The sequence below is a fragment of the Sphingobium cupriresistens genome (genome assembly GCF_004152865.1).
GTDB classification, from domain to species: domain Bacteria; phylum Pseudomonadota; class Alphaproteobacteria; order Sphingomonadales; family Sphingomonadaceae; genus Sphingobium; species Sphingobium cupriresistens.
In genome coordinates, this window is sequence record NZ_SEOO01000021.1 from 64,646 (window position 1) to 79,972 (window position 15,327).

The 15,327-nt window shown below is 65.8% G+C and carries 16 protein-coding genes; 7 read left to right on the forward strand and 9 right to left on the reverse strand.

The window, feature by feature from the left end:
- Nucleotides 1-90 precede the first annotated feature (90 nt).
- Nucleotides 91-2,070: a threonine--tRNA ligase gene (thrS, locus tag EWH12_RS13565; RefSeq protein WP_129926931.1), complete on the reverse strand. Its 1,980-nt coding sequence runs from the start codon at nucleotides 2,068-2,070 to the stop codon at nucleotides 91-93.
- 224 nt (nucleotides 2,071-2,294) lie between these two features.
- Here thrS and EWH12_RS13570 point away from each other — a divergent pair, with 224 nt between their 5' ends.
- Nucleotides 2,295-2,726 (forward strand): ExbD/TolR family protein, encoded by a 432-nt coding sequence (locus EWH12_RS13570; RefSeq protein ID WP_129926919.1) that lies wholly within the window; start codon nucleotides 2,295-2,297, stop codon nucleotides 2,724-2,726.
- A 71-nt stretch (nucleotides 2,727-2,797) separates the two neighbouring features.
- On the forward strand, nucleotides 2,798-2,974 hold the full coding sequence (locus EWH12_RS22250; RefSeq protein WP_165363629.1) for a hypothetical protein: 177 nt from the start codon (nucleotides 2,798-2,800) through the stop codon (nucleotides 2,972-2,974).
- A gap of 2 nt (nucleotides 2,975-2,976) precedes the next feature.
- Here the strand turns inward: EWH12_RS22250 and EWH12_RS13575 are convergent, their stop codons facing one another.
- From EWH12_RS13575 to EWH12_RS13605, 7 genes are read right to left on the reverse strand one after another with little or no spacing between them, the layout of a single operon-like run.
- Complete coding sequence (locus EWH12_RS13575; RefSeq protein ID WP_129926920.1) at nucleotides 2,977-3,342, reverse strand: DsrE family protein; 366 nt, start codon at nucleotides 3,340-3,342, stop codon at nucleotides 2,977-2,979.
- On the reverse strand, nucleotides 3,330-4,097 hold the full coding sequence (locus tag EWH12_RS13580) for a HesA/MoeB/ThiF family protein (RefSeq protein ID WP_066600217.1): 768 nt from the start codon (nucleotides 4,095-4,097) through the stop codon (nucleotides 3,330-3,332). The genes EWH12_RS13575 and EWH12_RS13580 overlap by 13 nt, the downstream gene beginning before the upstream one ends.
- Nucleotides 4,094-4,498 (reverse strand): hypothetical protein, encoded by a 405-nt coding sequence (locus tag EWH12_RS13585; RefSeq protein WP_066600220.1) that lies wholly within the window; start codon nucleotides 4,496-4,498, stop codon nucleotides 4,094-4,096. Before EWH12_RS13585 ends, EWH12_RS13580 begins: the two co-directional genes overlap by 4 nt.
- A 4-nt stretch (nucleotides 4,499-4,502) precedes the next feature.
- On the reverse strand, nucleotides 4,503-4,958 hold the full coding sequence (gene dut / locus EWH12_RS13590; RefSeq protein ID WP_129926921.1) for a dUTP diphosphatase: 456 nt from the start codon (nucleotides 4,956-4,958) through the stop codon (nucleotides 4,503-4,505).
- Entirely contained in the window at nucleotides 4,933-6,207 is a 1,275-nt protein-coding gene (locus tag EWH12_RS13595) for a bifunctional phosphopantothenoylcysteine decarboxylase/phosphopantothenate synthase (RefSeq protein WP_129926922.1), read from the reverse strand. Before EWH12_RS13595 ends, dut begins: the two co-directional genes overlap by 26 nt.
- The gene (gene ubiB, locus EWH12_RS13600) at nucleotides 6,204-7,745 is read right to left on the reverse strand and encodes a 2-polyprenylphenol 6-hydroxylase (RefSeq protein WP_129926923.1); all 1,542 of its coding nucleotides are present in this window, start codon (nucleotides 7,743-7,745) and stop codon (nucleotides 6,204-6,206) included. The genes EWH12_RS13595 and ubiB overlap by 4 nt, the downstream gene beginning before the upstream one ends.
- Nucleotides 7,746-7,752: 7 nt before the next feature.
- Nucleotides 7,753-8,484 carry a class I SAM-dependent methyltransferase gene (locus EWH12_RS13605; RefSeq protein ID WP_129926924.1) on the reverse strand — a complete coding sequence of 244 codons (732 nt, stop codon included), beginning with the start codon at nucleotides 8,482-8,484 and terminating at the stop codon, nucleotides 7,753-7,755.
- 115 nt (nucleotides 8,485-8,599) lie between these two features.
- Between EWH12_RS13605 and treA the strand changes: the two genes are divergently transcribed.
- From treA to EWH12_RS13630, 5 genes are all read left to right on the forward strand, one after another.
- A complete protein-coding gene (treA, locus tag EWH12_RS13610) occupies nucleotides 8,600-10,177 on the forward strand; it encodes an alpha,alpha-trehalase TreA (protein ID WP_129926925.1) in 1,578 nt (525 codons plus the stop codon).
- 17 nt (nucleotides 10,178-10,194) lie between these two features.
- Nucleotides 10,195-11,007: a bifunctional DNA-formamidopyrimidine glycosylase/DNA-(apurinic or apyrimidinic site) lyase gene (gene mutM / locus EWH12_RS13615; protein ID WP_066600237.1), complete on the forward strand. Its 813-nt coding sequence runs from the start codon at nucleotides 10,195-10,197 to the stop codon at nucleotides 11,005-11,007.
- A gap of 115 nt (nucleotides 11,008-11,122) precedes the next feature.
- The gene (gene rpsT, locus EWH12_RS13620) at nucleotides 11,123-11,386 is read left to right on the forward strand and encodes a 30S ribosomal protein S20 (protein ID WP_066600238.1); all 264 of its coding nucleotides are present in this window, start codon (nucleotides 11,123-11,125) and stop codon (nucleotides 11,384-11,386) included.
- A gap of 424 nt (nucleotides 11,387-11,810) precedes the next feature.
- Nucleotides 11,811-13,220, forward strand: coding sequence for a chromosomal replication initiator protein DnaA (gene dnaA, locus EWH12_RS13625; protein ID WP_129926926.1), 1,410 nt, complete (start codon nucleotides 11,811-11,813; stop codon nucleotides 13,218-13,220).
- Between the two features lie 44 nt (nucleotides 13,221-13,264).
- A complete protein-coding gene (locus EWH12_RS13630; RefSeq protein ID WP_066600246.1) occupies nucleotides 13,265-13,867 on the forward strand; it encodes a peptidylprolyl isomerase in 603 nt (200 codons plus the stop codon).
- Nucleotides 13,868-13,954: 87 nt separating this feature from the next.
- Here the strand turns inward: EWH12_RS13630 and EWH12_RS13635 are convergent, their stop codons facing one another.
- Nucleotides 13,955-15,199 (reverse strand): dicarboxylate/amino acid:cation symporter, encoded by a 1,245-nt coding sequence (locus tag EWH12_RS13635; protein WP_129926927.1) that lies wholly within the window; start codon nucleotides 15,197-15,199, stop codon nucleotides 13,955-13,957.
- Nucleotides 15,200-15,327: the final 128 nt, after the last annotated feature.

Consider the following 15,327-nt stretch of genomic DNA (forward strand, 5'->3'; position numbering starts at 1 on the left):
ACGAGTGGCTCTTAGCGGCTTTTTGGCAAAGCCGAAAGGGGTCCGTGTCCCCGCCGTAACGGAATCACGAACCCTTGTGGCATTGCCGCCTCACTGCATATCGGGTGCGCGGGCCTCGATTGCAAGACGCGAAATGACATCGTCCAGCGACAGGACGCTTTGTCCTTCCTTGCCCAGTTCGCGCAGCGCGACGGTACCTTCATCCGCTTCGCGCCGTCCGACGACCAGCAAATTGGGCACTTTGGCGAGGCTATGTTCGCGCACCTTGTAGTTGATCTTCTCGTTACGGACATCGATTTCTGCCCGGATTCCCGCAGCGCGCAGCTTCTCGACTGCCGCCTTCGCATAATCGTCCGCGTCCGACACGATGGTCGCGACCACGGCCTGCACCGGGGCCAGCCAGAGCGGGAAGCGGCCCGCATAATGTTCGATCAGGATGCCGATGAAGCGTTCATAGCTGCCGAAAATGGCGCGATGGAGCATGACCGGGCGGTGCCGCTCGCCATCCTCGCCGACATAACTGGCGTCGAGTCGGTCGGGCAGCACGCGGTCCGACTGGATCGTGCCGACCTGCCAGGTGCGGCCGATCGCGTCGGTCAGATGCCATTCCAGCTTGGGTGCGTAGAAGGCCCCTTCGCCGGGTAATTCCTCCCAGCCGAACTCCGGCGTGTTCAGGCCAGCGGCGGCGACCGCGTTGCGCAGTTCCTCTTCCGCCTTGTCCCACATCTCCTCGCTGCCGAAGCGCTTTTCGGGGCGCAGCGCCAGCTTGATCGAGTAGGTGAAACCGAAATCCTTGTAGATGCGGTCGGCCAGCGCGCAAAAGGCGCGGACCTCCTCCACGATCTGGTCCTCGCGGCAGAAGATATGCGCGTCGTCCTGCGTGAACTGGCGCACGCGCATCAGGCCGTGCAGCGCGCCATGCGGTTCGTTGCGGTGGCAGCAGCCATTTTCGTAGAAACGCAGCGGCAGGTCGCGATAGCTTTTGATCCCCTGCTTGAAGATCAGGATGTGCGCCGGGCAGTTCATCGGCTTGAGCGCCATCCAGTTGGCGTCGTCCGACACCAGCGGGCCTTCGTCCTCGACATTGGGCACTTCGTCGGGGATGACGAACATATTCTCGCGATATTTGCCCCAATGGCCCGACTGTTCCCACTGGCGCGCGTCCATCACCTGGGGCGTCTTCACCTCGCGATATCCGGTTTCATCGATCGCGCGGCGCATATAGGCTTCCAGTTGACGCCAGATCAGATAACCCTTGGGGTGCCAGAAGACGCTGCCATGCGCTTCCTGTTGCAGATGGAACAGGTCCATCTCCGCGCCCAGCTTGCGGTGGTCGCGCTTGCCCGCTTCTTCGAGGCGCGTGAGGTGCTCGGCCAACTGCTTCTTGTTGAGCCAGCCGGTGCCGTAGATGCGGGACAGCATCGCATTCTTCTGGTCGCCGCGCCAATAGGCGCCAGACACGCGCGTCAGCTTGAACGCGGCGGGGTCCAGACGCCCGGTGGAAGCCAGATGCGGGCCGCGGCACATGTCGTACCAGTCGCCTGAGCGATAGACGGTCAGTTCCTCGTCTTCGGGCAGTTCGGCGGCCCATTGCGCCTTGAACGTCTCGCCGGCGGCTTCCCACTGGGCGATCAGTGTGTCGCGGACGACAACCTCACGCACCAGCGGCTTGTTGGCGGCGATGATTTTGCGCATCTCCGCTTCGATCGCCGGCAGGTCTTCCTCGGTAAAGGGGCGGTCCTTGGGCGCGAAGTCATAATAGAAACCATCGTCGGTCGACGGGCCGAAGGTGATCTGCGTGCCGGGGAACAGCGCCTGCACCGCTTCGGCCAGCACATGGGCGAAGTCGTGCCGCGCCAGTTCCAGCGCATCGGACTCGTCCTTCGCCGTCACCAGTGCAAGATGGGCGTCCTGCTCCAGCGGGCGCGTGATATCGCGCAACTCGCCATCCACGCGGGCGGCGATGGCGGCCTTGGCCAGCCCCGGCCCAATCGCCGCTGCAATGTCCGCCGGGGTAGTGCCGGGCGCGACGTCACGCACGGAACCATCGGGCAGGGTAATCTTGAGCATGGCGGACACGGACATGGCTTTCTGTGAAATGGGCGGGTTGCGCGGCCCCAATTGCCGCGCCTTCCCCTTAAATGGGCGGCCCGCACTGTCAATAGAAGGGTTCGGAGGCGGACTGGCGCCGCCGGCGGCTCGCGGAACGCGGCATCGCGAAAGCGCTCTTGCCAACGCCCGTCGCAAAGCGCATGTCTCATGTGTTGTTATAACATATTTCAACAGGAGGGTTTATGGCCTTGCACCTTGCACGCCCGGAGTGCGCAGACGCACCGATGGGCGAGATGAACACGACGCCGCTGATCGACGTCATGCTGGTCCTGCTCATCATGTTCATCATCACCATTCCGATGCAGACCCACAGCGTGGGCATCGACCTGCCGCAGGCGCCGGTTCAGCCGGCCCAGTTCACGCCCGACCCGGTCAAGAACAAGGTGACGATCGACGCCGCCGGCATGATCCGCTGGAACGGGGCGGCGATCGATCGGCTGACGCTGCGCCGCTATCTTGCGCGGTCGCTGGCGTTGCCGGTGGAGCCGGAACTGCAATTCCAACCGGATGCCGCGGCGCGCTACGTCACGGTGGATGAAGTGCTGGCCGACATCCGCCGGTCGGGCGTGACCAAGCTCGGCTTCGTCGGCAACGAACGCTATCGGGATTTCTGAAAAACGGCCTGCGCCTTGCCCCCGGCCTGCATCGCCGATAGCATCGGCGGGCGGAAAGGAGGGCAGGGCGCATGAAGACGGTTCGCTATGGTCTGATCGCCTGCTTCTGTCTCGGAGCGGCCTGGGGCGTTGCCCATCTCGCCACCTTGCCGAACGCGGATGCGCTGGCGACGCCGGGCCTGTCGATCGTTCCCGCAGCGCATGACCGGTCGCAGGAGCGATGGCGCTACCTGCCGATCCTGCGATAGCATCAGGCGAAGAGCAGCCGGGCCTGATCGTCGGTCGTTTGCAGGAAGCCGACCGGTCCGCCCGTTTCGACCCCTTCGGGAAGGTCCGTCGCCGTCATGCCGCACAGGGCAAGGCCGCTCTGGCAGGCGATCAGCGTCACGCCCAGCGCTCGTGCGTCGTCGAGCAATAGGGCAAGGTCGGGCAGGCCGGCGAGGCGATGGGCCGCATCGCGGGGCGCGACGATCGGCGCGCGTAGAAGCGCTACCGCATCCGTTTGCAGGAAGAGGGTCGCCGCGCCACCCAAGGCGGCCTGCGCCGCCGCGAGCATCAGCGCGCCGCGCAGCCGCTCCGCATCGGCCGTCGCGACCAGGATGTTCAGGGCGCGCATAGCGCCACCGCGCAGGCCGGGCAGGCGGAGTCTTTCGGCACATCCAGCGTGCGGAAACGCATGGAGAGCAGATCGGCGATCAGCAATCGCCCGGCCATGTCCGTGCCGAACGGCACCAGCGCGCGAATGACTTCCAGCGCGGCCAGGCTGCCCATCGCGCCGGTCAGTGCGCCGATGACGCCGGTTTCGGCGCAATTGCGTTCCGGCGCATCCTGCGGCGCGCCGACCAGGCAGCGATAGCAGGGCTTGTCCGCTTCCCAGCCGCGATAGGTGGCGATCTGCCCCTCGAACGGGCCGACCGCCGCGGATACCAGCGGGATGCGCAGGCGCTGCGCGCTGTCCGCCACCGCCAGCCGGGTGTCGAAATTGTCGCAGCCGTCCAGAATTACGTCTGCGTCGCGCAGCATGATCGCGGCATTGTCCGCATCGATCCGGGCGTTGATAGGGATCAGCTTCACATCGGGGTTGAGCCGCGCGACGGCCGCCATCGCGGCCTCCGCCTTGGGCGCGCCGATATCGGCGGCGCCGAACAAAATCTGCCGCTGCAGGTTGGACAGGGCGACCGCGTCATCGTCGATTACCCGGATCGTGCCGACTCCGGCGGCGGCAAGGTAAAGGATCGCGGGGCTGCCGATGCCGCCCGCGCCGATCACCGCCACGTCCGCCGATAGCAGCCGGGCCTGCCCCGCGCCGCCAATTTCCTTCAGCACGATATGCCGGGCGTAGCGGTCCAGCTGCGCGTCGGTCAGGGTCATGGCGCGTCGGACCAGAGGAAGCGGACCTGCGAGCGCATCCAGACGGGCTGCGCTGCGCCGCTTTTGGGGAAGGAGCCGCTGAGTGTGCCCAGGATACGCTTGCTGACGAACGTCTCCACGTCCGGGCAGCGCGCATTGACCGGGGCGATCTTCATCGGCTTGCCGTCGCCTGACAACAGGAACAGCATGTCGATCTCCAGCAACCGCGACCCTTCATGATTGACCGCGCCGCTGCAGTCGCCGTGGCGATAGAGTTTCGCGACCGTTTCCGACCAGCGCGGCGATATCTTGCGCCCCAGCCAGCCGTCGATGACCGGCACGGCGGCCAGATCCTGCGGCATCGGCGGGGCGTCGCCCGGCATCGGGATGGCCGCCAGCATCAGCGAAAGCAGCATCGTCATCGCGTCACACTCCTGTCGAACCGAACCCGCCCTGTCCCCGAACGGTATCGTCCAGATTATCGACTTCTGTAAAGCTGGCAAGCTGCACCGGCGCCGCGACCAACTGTGCGATCCGGTCGCCACGCGCGATGGGGAAGGGGGCGTCGCCCAGATTGATGAGGATCACCTTCAATTCGCCGCGATAGTCCGCGTCGATCGTGCCGGGCGTGTTGGGCAGGCTGATGCCATGTTTCAGCGCCAAGCCGGATCGGGGGCGGACCTGCACTTCATAACCCTCAGGAATCGCCATGGCGAAACCGGTCGCCACCGCATGACGGCCGCCGGGCGCGAGTATGAGGTCTTCGGCGGACACCACGTCCATGCCGGCGGCGTGGGCGGTGGCATAGGCGGGGACGGGCAGTCCCGCCCCATGGGGCAGGCGTTTGAGCTGTATGTCAATCGGCGAGAGCGGCGAGGGCATGGGCGACCTTTTCGATGAGTTTGTCGGCGACCTTGCTTTTGGGCAGGGTCGACCAGGATTCGATGCCGGCGGCGGTGACGATCTGCACGGCGTTGGCGTCGCCGCCCATCACGTCGCCCGATACGTCGTTGGCGACGATCCAGTCCGCGCCCTTCTTCGCCAGCTTGGCCTGGGCATGGTCGGCGATATGCTGCGTTTCGGCCGCGAAGCCGACCAGCAGCGTGGGGCGGTTGGCGTGGTGGCCCAGCGTTGCGAGAATGTCGGGATTTTCGACCAAAGCGAGCGGGGCGGGCTGGCCCGTTCCGTCCTTCTTGATCTTCTGGTCGGGCGCGTCGGCGGTGCGCCAGTCGGCGACGGCCGCGACCATGATCGCGGCGTCGGCGGGCAAAGCGGCCTCGACGGCGGCGAGCATCTGCCGCGCGGTTTCGACATCGACACGGGTCACGCCAGGCGGCGTAGGCAGGTGCACCGGCCCTGCCACCAGAGTCACCCGCGCACCCGCCTGCGCCGCGGCGGCGGCGATGGCGAAGCCCTGCTTACCCGACGATCGGTTGGCGATATAGCGCACCGGATCGATCGGCTCATGCGTGGGGCCGGCGGTGATAAGGATATGCTTGCCCACCAACGCGCCGTCCGTTTCGAGCGAAGTCGAGAAAAGCCGCGCCTCACGCGCGAAATCGGGCTGGTCCGCCAGCGGATCGGGGGCCTTGGGCAAGGCCAGCAGCCGTTCGATCTCCGCCGCGATCGCCTCCGGTTCGGGCAGTCGTCCCTTGCCAAATTCGCCGCACGCCATCGCGCCATCGTCCGGCGTCATGATGTGGACGCCGTCGGCATGGAGGCGCTCCAGATTGCGCTGGGTCGCCTTGTGATGCCACATCCGCACGTTCATCGCGGGCACCGCCAGCACCGGCTTGTCAGTCGCGAGCAGCAGCGTGGTGGCGAGGTCGTCCGCGATGCCATTCGCCATCTTGGCCAGGATATTGGCGGTCGCGGGCGCCACTATGACCAGGTCGGCCTGGCGGCTCAACTGGATATGGCCGATCTCCTGCTCATCCTTCAGGTCGAATAATTGCGTAAACACATGATCCTCGGTCAGCACGCCCAGGGACAGCGGGGTCACGAATTGCTGCGCGCTCTGCGTCAATACCGCCCGCACCGCGATCCCGCGCTTGCGCAGCAGGCGGACCAGTTCGAGCGCCTTATAGGCGGCGATACCGCCCGAGATGATGAGGAGGACACGCTGCGTCATAGATGCAGATGTAGGAGGGCGGAGCCCAGCACGCCAGCCGCCGCCGCGATCGCCGCCACCAGCGCATAGCGCCAGCCGCCGCCCACGCGGATCAGCTTGATCTCGCTCAAGGGGGGCGGGGGCGGGGCGCCGCCCTTTTCGGGGAAGGCGTCCTCGATCCGCTTCACCAGACCCGGCAGCCGTTGCAGCGTGCGCCAATTTTCGATCAGCGTGTCGGCGGCCTTCGCCTCCGGCCCCAGTTCGTCGCGCAGCCAGCCCTTCACGAAGGGGCCGCTGGTTTCCCACATGTTGATGTCGGGGTCGAGGCTGTGCGCCACGCCCTCCACCATCACCATCGTCTTTTGCAGCAGCAGCAGATGCGGCTGGGTTTGCATGTCGAAATCGCGGGTGATGGCGAACAGGCCGTCGAGCATCCCGCCGACCGACAATTCGCTGGCCGCCTTGCCGCGCATCGGTTCGCCCACGGCGCGCAGGGCGGTGGCGAATTCGTCGACATTATGATGGCCGGGCACATATTGCGCCTCGAAATGGATTTCCGCGACGCGCTTATAATTGCCGGTGATCAGGCCGTAGAGAATCTCCGCCAGCCACATGCGCGCGCGTCGGTCGATCCGGCCCATGATGCCGAAATCGATCGCGACGATGTCGCCATTGGCCAGGACGAACAGGTTTCCCTGATGCATGTCGGCGTGGAAGAAACCTTCGGAAATCGCCTGCCGCAGGAAGGCGTTGACCAGCCGCGCGGCCAAATCCTTGACGTTATGCCCCGCCGCGATCAGCGCGTCGCGGTCGGAAATCTTGATGCCGTCGATCCACTCCATCGTCATGACCTTGCCGGTCGTGCGGTCCCAGTCGATGACGGGAATGCGATAACCGGGCATCGCCTCCATGGCTTCGCTGAGTTCGGAGGCGGAGGCGGCTTCGCGGCGCAGATCCAGTTCGCGCACGGTCCAGCGCTTGAAGTTAGCGATGACCAGGCGCGGGCGCAGGCGCGCGATCTCGCCGCCCAGCATCTCGACATGGGCGGCGGCCCATTCATAGGTCGCGATGTCGCGATTGAACTTGTCGATCACGCCGGGGCGGATCACCTTGACCGCGACGTCGCGGCCGTCGGTCGTGACCGCGCGATGCACCTGCGCGATCGACGCGGCACCGACCGGCACCTCATCGAAGCTCTTGTAGACGGCGTCCAGCGGACGGCCGAAACTCTGCTCGATCTGTGCCCGGATCGTGTCGAACGGCACGGGGGGCAGGGCGTCCTGCAAGCGCAGAAGATCGTTCGCCGCATGATCGCCGACCAGATCGGGCCGAGTGGCGAGCGTCTGGCCCAGCTTGATCGCGGCCGGGCCGATCGACTGGAAGGCGTCGGCATAGCGCGGCTGCCTGGGCACGCGCGCGCCGAGCCGGGCGATGCGGACCAGCCGCCGGACGGGGCCGGGGGTCAGCGGATCGCGCTCGATGCCGGTCAGCGCGCCATGCCGCGCCAGGGTGCGGCCCCATTTCAGGAGGCGCCAGATGTGGGTGATGTGGGACGTCATGCGGGCTTCAAATCTTCCAGCCCGAATGGATCGCGACCAGCCCGCCCAATATCGGCTCGACCTTGGTGTTCACGAAACCGGCCTCGCGGATCATCCCTTCGAACTGGGGCATGGGCGGGAAACGGCGGATCGATTCGATCAGGTAGCGATAGCTGTCGGCGTCGTTGGCGAACAGCTTGCCGAGGTGCGGCACCAGCTTGTGCGAATAGACGTCATAAACGTCCGAAAAGCCCGGCCAGGTAGTGGTCGAAAATTCCAGGCAGAAGAAGCGTCCGCCGAACTTGAGAACACGGTGCGTCTCGGCCAGCGCCCGGTCGATATGGGTGACGTTGCGGATGCCGAAGGCGATCGTATAGGCGTCGAACGACCGGTCGTTGAATGTCAACTCTTCGGCATTTTGTTCGGACCAAATGAGGCCTTCATAGCCCTTTTTCTGCGCCCGCTCGACGCCCACGGCCAGCATTTCAGGATTGATGTCGGATACCGTGACCTGCGCGCCACGCTTGTGCATCCGAAACGCGATGTCGCCGGTGCCGCCCGCCATGTCGAGTATCTGCTCGCCGGGCCGCGGCTTGACCCGGCGCACGAACTGGTCCTTCCACAGCCGATGCGCGCCGCCCGACATGGCGTCGTTCATCAGGTCATATTTCGCCGCGACGTTGGAAAAGACGTCGCGGACCATGCCCTGTTTGTCAGCGGCATCGACGTCGCGATAACCGAAGGATGCTGTGTCGTTCATGGGCCTCGCTCTAGACATTCTTGCGCCGTCATTCCAGCGCCAAGGCATGTCCTTTGGAACGCTTCGCGGCAATCATCCATTCCGTTGCATGATCGCCTGTTGAAAGGGGGGAGTGATGACCGCGCACCGTTCCGTATTTTGCGCCTTCGCCGCGCTGTTGTGCAGCGCCCAGGGGGTCGCGTCGCCGCCCCCGCCGCCCAGCCCGCAGCAAATTTATGGCCCGTTGTTCGAAGCGGTGCAGCGCGAGAAGGTTTTCCCCGACGGCAAGACCTTCGTGGATGCGGTGCCCAGGGGCGATCCCGCTACAATCCTCGACCGCTATTCGCAGGAGAAGCCGCAAGGCCCGGCGCTTCGCAGCTTCGTGCTTCAATATTTCGATATGCCGGGCGAACCGGCGGCGATGGCGGCGCAGAGCCTGCGCGGCCATATCAAGGCGCTCTGGCCGCAATTGACGCGCCCGGCGCTCAGCCCGCCGGTCGGCTCCTCCGCACTGGCCCTGCCCGCGCCCTATGTTGTGCCGGGCGGGCGCTTTCGCGAGATTTATTATTGGGACAGCTATTTCACGATGCTGGGACTCAAGGCCGACGGGCAACAGCCTTTGATCGATTCGATGCTGGTCGATTTCGAAAGTCTGATCGACCGCTACGGCTTCATCCCCAATGGCACCCGGACCTATTATCTGGGCCGGTCGCAGCCGCCCTTCCTGGCGCTGATGGTGGATCTGGCGAGCAATCCCGACGATCCCCGGCACCTCAAAGCCCTCCGCGCCGAGCATGATTTCTGGATGCGCGGCGCGGAGGGGCTGGCGACGGGCGCGACCCACCGGCGCGTCGTGCGGATGCCCGATGGCGCGCTGCTCAACCGCTATTGGGACGACAGACCGGGACCGCGCGACGAGAGCTGGGCGGAAGATGTCGCCACCGCCGGGCAAAGCAACCGCCCGGCCGCCGCCATCTATCGCCACCTGCGCGCGGGGGCGGAAAGCGGCTGGGACTTTTCCTCGCGCTGGCTGGACGACCCCAGGCGGCTGTCCACGATCCGCACGACCGACATCGTGCCGGTGGACCTTAACAGCCTGCTCTGGTCGCTGGAGCGGGCCATCGCTCGCCGCTGCGCCGCGGCGGGGGACGCCGCCTGCGCCCGGCAGTTTGAATCGCTGGCCACCGCGCGCGGAAAGGCGATCAACCGCTGGCTATGGCAGGCGCGTGATGGGCGTTATGCCGACTGGGACATGCTGAGCCGCAAGCCGACCGCCGTCGTCTCCGCCGCAACGCTCTTCCCGCTCTTCGTGGGCCTGGCCGATCGGCGTCAGGCGGACGCCCTCGCTCGCCTGACGCGCGACCAGTTGCTGGGGCAGGGCGGGCTGCGCACAACCCGCATCGCCAGCGGCCAGCAATGGGACAGCCCCAATGGCTGGGCGCCGCTCCAATGGGTGGCAGTGAAAGGACTGGCTCGCACGGGTCATGAAGCGTTGGCGAGGGATATCGCCCGTCGCTGGATCGGCACGGTCGATGCGGCCTGGCGCGAAACCGGCAAGATGCTGGAAAAATATGATGTCGAGACGCGCAAGCCCGGCGGCGGCGGGGAATATGCATTGCAGGACGGGTTCGGCTGGACCAACGGCGTCACGAGCGCGCTGATCGAACGCTGGCCTGATCTCGACCCCGATGCCCCTGTCGCCGCAGCCCGCTAACGCCTACATGCATCGCCATGCCTGAGCTTCCCGAAGTCGAAACAACCGTCGCTGGCCTGCGCGCCGTCCTTCAGGGGGCGGTGCTGACGCGGGTGGAGGCACGTCGCGCCGACCTGCGCTGGCCGATCCCGGTCGACCTGCGTCAGCGGATGACCGGGGCGACAGTGACGGGGCTGTCACGCCGCGCCAAATATGGCCTGATCGAAACCGATCGCGGCGACATGATGATTTTCCATCTCGGCATGTCGGGTCGCTGGCGAATCGACCCGGCGGAGATCGGCGCGCACGACCATCTGCTGATTGAGACAGGGCATGGCCATGTGCTGTCGCTCAACGACCCGCGGCGATTCGGTTCGCTGGACCTAGTGCGATCGGACGCATGGCAGGCCTACACGCCCTTCACCCGCATGGGGCCGGAACCGCTGGGACCGGACTTCGACACCACCCGCCTGGCCGCCGCGCTCAAGGGCAAGGCGACCTCGATCAAGGCGGCCTTGCTCGACCAACGAATCGTCGCCGGGCTGGGCAATATCTATGTGTGCGAAGCGCTGAACATGGCGGGCATCGCCCCGACTCGCGCGGCGGGCAAGATCGGGCGCGTGCGCCTCGGCCTGCTGGTGGAGGCGATTCGCGACGTGCTGTCCGCCGCTATCGTCGCGGGCGGCTCGACCCTGCGCGATTATGCGCGGCCCGACGGGGAATTGGGCTATTTCTCCAAACAATGGCGCGTCTATGGGCGGGAAGGCGAATCCTGCCTGTGCGGCGGCACGGTACAGCGCCGGGTGGATGGCGGCCGATCGACCTTCTTCTGCCCCAAATGTCAGAAATAGCATGGCCGAATCCATTGACGCCTACCCCGATATTCTGTAAGGGGCGCTCCTTCACGAGGCATGTCGGACATTCGGCGGGCCTCTTCCCGAGATTTGATGAGAACCGAGGAATAGAATGGCCAATACGCCGCAAGCCAAGAAGCGCATCCGTCGCAACGAGCGTCGCGCCGCAATCAATGGCGCCCGCATCAGCCGGATCCGCACCCTGGTGAAGAAGGTGGAAGCCGCCCTCGCCACTGGTGACAAGGATGTTGCTGCGACCGCCCTGCAGGCCGTCCAGCCTGAGCTGGCCCGTGGCGTCGCTCGCGGCGTGCTGCACAAGAACACCGCTGCGCGCAAGTTCGGCCGTCTGACCAAGGCGGTCAGCGCGCTCGCCTAAACCCCTTCGGGTTTTCGATGGATTATAAGGCCCGCCCCAGCGATGGGGCGGGCCTTTCGTCGTTCATTCATATATGAGTCATTTTTGACGATTGGCCAATTTCCCGCGATTCGACGCGATGCAGCATAAGGCGATCTACTTAACTCACTAAAATTAAACGATAATTTCTTTGCTGCGCGATTTCCGGGACTTTGCCAAGTCAACGGCTTTATTTCACTTTTTTGAACCATGCCGCCCTTGATCCGGCGGTGCGCCCCTGTCTATTTTTGAAATCCGGCCGCTGTCGAATCACCTTGATGCGGCCGTCATGTGAGATTGCATGTCGTAAGGAACTCGGGATGGCGGGGGCTTTTCCGATCGAGAATCCTTGCGTCTTTTTTCCTGCCCGAACCAGGGGGCACAGTTGGTGGGGTCGTTGAAGTCTATGAAGGATGTTGTGGGCGTGGTTGGTTGGCAGGACGGACAGATTAGCCAGGCCGATGCGGGCCTGGAATCCGCCTGGACCAGCATCCGCGCCGGTATGCGCCGCGATGTCGGCGCACGGATGTTCGACCAGTGGCTGAAACCCGTCCGTCTTGGCGACTATTGCGCCGAATCGCAGACGCTCGACCTGCTGGTCGCCAGCGACTTTAGCGCCAATTTCGTGTCCGGCCAGTTTGGCGACCGGCTGCGTATGGCTTGGCGCGGCGCAGGGGCCGGCGTGCGCGAGGTGCGGTTGCGCCGCGCCCCTGACGCCACCGGCCCGCGCCTGCTGGAAGCGGCGCCTGTCGAACAAGCCATGCCGACCGAAGACGCCGCGCCCGTCGCCATCGCCTCCAATTTTCTGCCGCGCCACGGTTTTGCCGATTTCGTGGTGGGCGACACCAACCGTCTGGCCAATTCGGCGGCCCAGGCGATGGCCGCCGAAGCCACGCCGCGTTTCAGCCCGTTGTTCATCCATGGCGGCACTGGCCAGGGTAAGACCCACCTGCTCCACGCCATCGCCCGCGCCTTTTCCGCCCATTCCCCCGCGGCGCCGGTGCTCTACATGTCGGCGGAACGCTTCATGATGGAGTTCGTGAACGCGATGCGCGCCAATGAGACGATGGCGTTCAAAGGCCGGCTGCGCGCCGCCCACCTGCTGCTGATCGACGATATCCAGTTCATCGCCGGCAAGGGATCGACGCAGGAGGAGTTTCTCCACACGATCAACGACCTGATCGACAGCGGCGCGCGCATCGTCGTGACCGCCGACCGGCCGCCGCAGATGCTCGAATCGATCGATCCGCGCATCCTGTCGCGCCTCGCCGGTGGTCTGGTCGCCGACATCCAGCCGGCCGGGCTCGACCTGCGCCTCGCCATCCTCGAATCGAAGCGTGCGGTGGCGGGCGATCCGCCGGTCCCCGACGCGGTGATCGATTTCCTCGCCCGCGCGATCCGGTCGAACGTGCGCGAACTGGAGGGGGCGTTCAACAAGCTGGTCGCTTATGGCCAACTGACCGGCCGCTCGATCGACCTCGATTTCGCGCAGGGCATGTTGGCCGACGCGGTGCGCGCCAATGCCCGGCGGATCACGGTGGACGAAATCCAGAAGGCATGTGCCGCCCATTTCAAAATCGATCCGTCGGAAATGCGATCCAAGCGCCGCGCTCGCGCCGTCGCCCGGCCGCGCCAGGTGGCGATGTATCTGGCCAAGAAGATGACGCCGCGCTCGCTGCCCGAAATTGGCCGCATCTTCGGCGGGCGCGATCACAGCACGGTGATCCACGCCGTGCGCACGATCGAGGCGCTGCGCGAAAGCAACCCGGATATGGACGCCGACGTCCGCGCGCTCCAGCGCCTGCTGGAGGGCTGACGCAGCCCTCTGGCGTCCAGCAGCGGAGGAGCTAGGGTGGGCGCATGATTCGCACGCTTCTGCTTCTCCTCGCCGCCCTGTTGGGCTTCTCGCCTGCGATGGCGCAGACTCCGCCACCTGCATCGGCCGACATTCGCGTCGCGCTCGACACCGATGCCGGGCGGATCGTCGTCGCCGTCCATCCCGACAAGGCGCCGGTCACAGCCGCCAATTTCCTGAAATATGTCGACCAGCAGCGGTTCGACGGCGCGTTTTTCTATCGCGGCGTGGGCGCGGCCGACTATGGCTTCGTCCAGGGTGGGGCGCAAAATGATCCGAAGCGGATATTGCCGCCGATCAAGCATGAACCCACGACCCAGACCGGCCTCACCCATGACGATGGCGCGCTGTCGATGGCGCGCTATGCGCCGGGCAGCGCGACCGGGGACTTCTTCATCGTGCTGGGCAAGATGCCCGCCATGGACGCCCATCCCGATGCACCAGGCGACAATCAGGGCTTCGCCGTCTTCGCCCATGTGGTCGAGGGGATGGAGGTGGTGAAGGCGATCCTGGTCGCGCCCAAATCCGCCACGGCCGGGGAGGGCGTGATGAAGGGCCAGATGCTAGCCGCACCGGTGAAAATCCTTACGGCGCGGCGGGCGCCGTAAGGCTGGGAACGGCCTTGTCCTCCGTGCGCCCTGAGCCTGTCGAAGGGCGTTGCGCGCGCCCTTCGACAGGCTCAGGGCGCACGGGATTTAGGCTGCGAGCGTTTCCCGCCGATCCAACATCCGCGCCGCCGCCATATCCGCGGTGACATTGCCCACCGTGCGGAAAATATCCGGCACCGTCTCCACCGCCAGCAACAGCGGCAGCGCCTCCACCGGCGCGCCCATGGCCAGGCAAATGGGACCGGTGGTGGTGAAGAAGGTGATCTGGCTGGGCAGGCCGACCGCTGCCAGGCTGACGATCGCGGCCACCAGCACGCCCATCACGAGTTGCGCCGGGCCGAGCGGCACGCCATTCATCGCCGCCACATAGAGGGCGACGCCCAGATTGGCGGGCGGGCTGGTGATGCGGAACAGCGATATGGCGAGCGGCAGGACGATGCTGCGCGTGGTTTCGCGCACGTCCAGCGGCCCGTCGCTCGCCTGGATCATCGCAGGCAGGGAGGCGATCGAGCTTTGCGTCGAAAAGGCGATGGCCTGGGCGGGCAGGACGGCGCGCGCGAAGCGGCCCAGCCCGATTCGCCCGGCGACCACCACCATTGGATAGACGAGCAGCGTCACCGCGACGCAGATCAGCACGATGAAGCCAATATAATGGAGCAGCGCGCCCGCCGTCGCCAGCCCCGACCGCGCGCCCGCGACCAGCGCCAGCGCGAACACGCCGATCGGCGCCAGCCACAGCACCCAGCCGACCACGAGCAGCAGCGCGTCTGCCAGCGCCTGGAAGAAGCCGGTCAGTTGCGCACGCCGATCCGGTGCGATGCGCGCGACGGCGAACCCGAAGATAAGCGCGAACAGCACCACGGCCACGACCTGTCCTTCGCTCGCGGACTTGATCGGATTGATCGGGATGAAGCCCAGCAGCCATTCGGCCGACGGGCGCACGTCCGGCACCTCCGATAGGCCGCCCGCGCCCGCCAGCGCCCCGACCGCACCAGGCGGCACCGGCCACAGATGCAGCATCAGCGGCCCGATCAGCGCGGCGACCGCGGCCGCCACCGTCAGCAGGATCGCGAACAGCGCGATCGCGCGACCCGCCATGAAGTTGGTCCGCGCGCTGGTCGCCGCCTGCGCGATGCCCGTCACCAGCAGAGCGAAGATCAGGGGGATCAGCGGCATCTGCAACCCGCCCAGCCACGCCTTCCCGATCGGCTGCGCCACCGCGACGATGTCACCAGCCCAGCCGCCCGCCACGCCGCCACCCCATTCGGCCAGCGCAATGCCGCTGCCCAGGCCCAGCACGAGCGCGATCAGGATGCGGACGGTCAAGGACATAGGTAACCGTCCGATTGTTACCGCGGCTTATGGGCCTTGAAGCGCGCGGCGAGCTCGGGATCGTTGATAAAGTCATCGAGGAATTGGTGCCAGGCCTTGGTCGTGAGACGTGCTTGGCTAAGCATGTC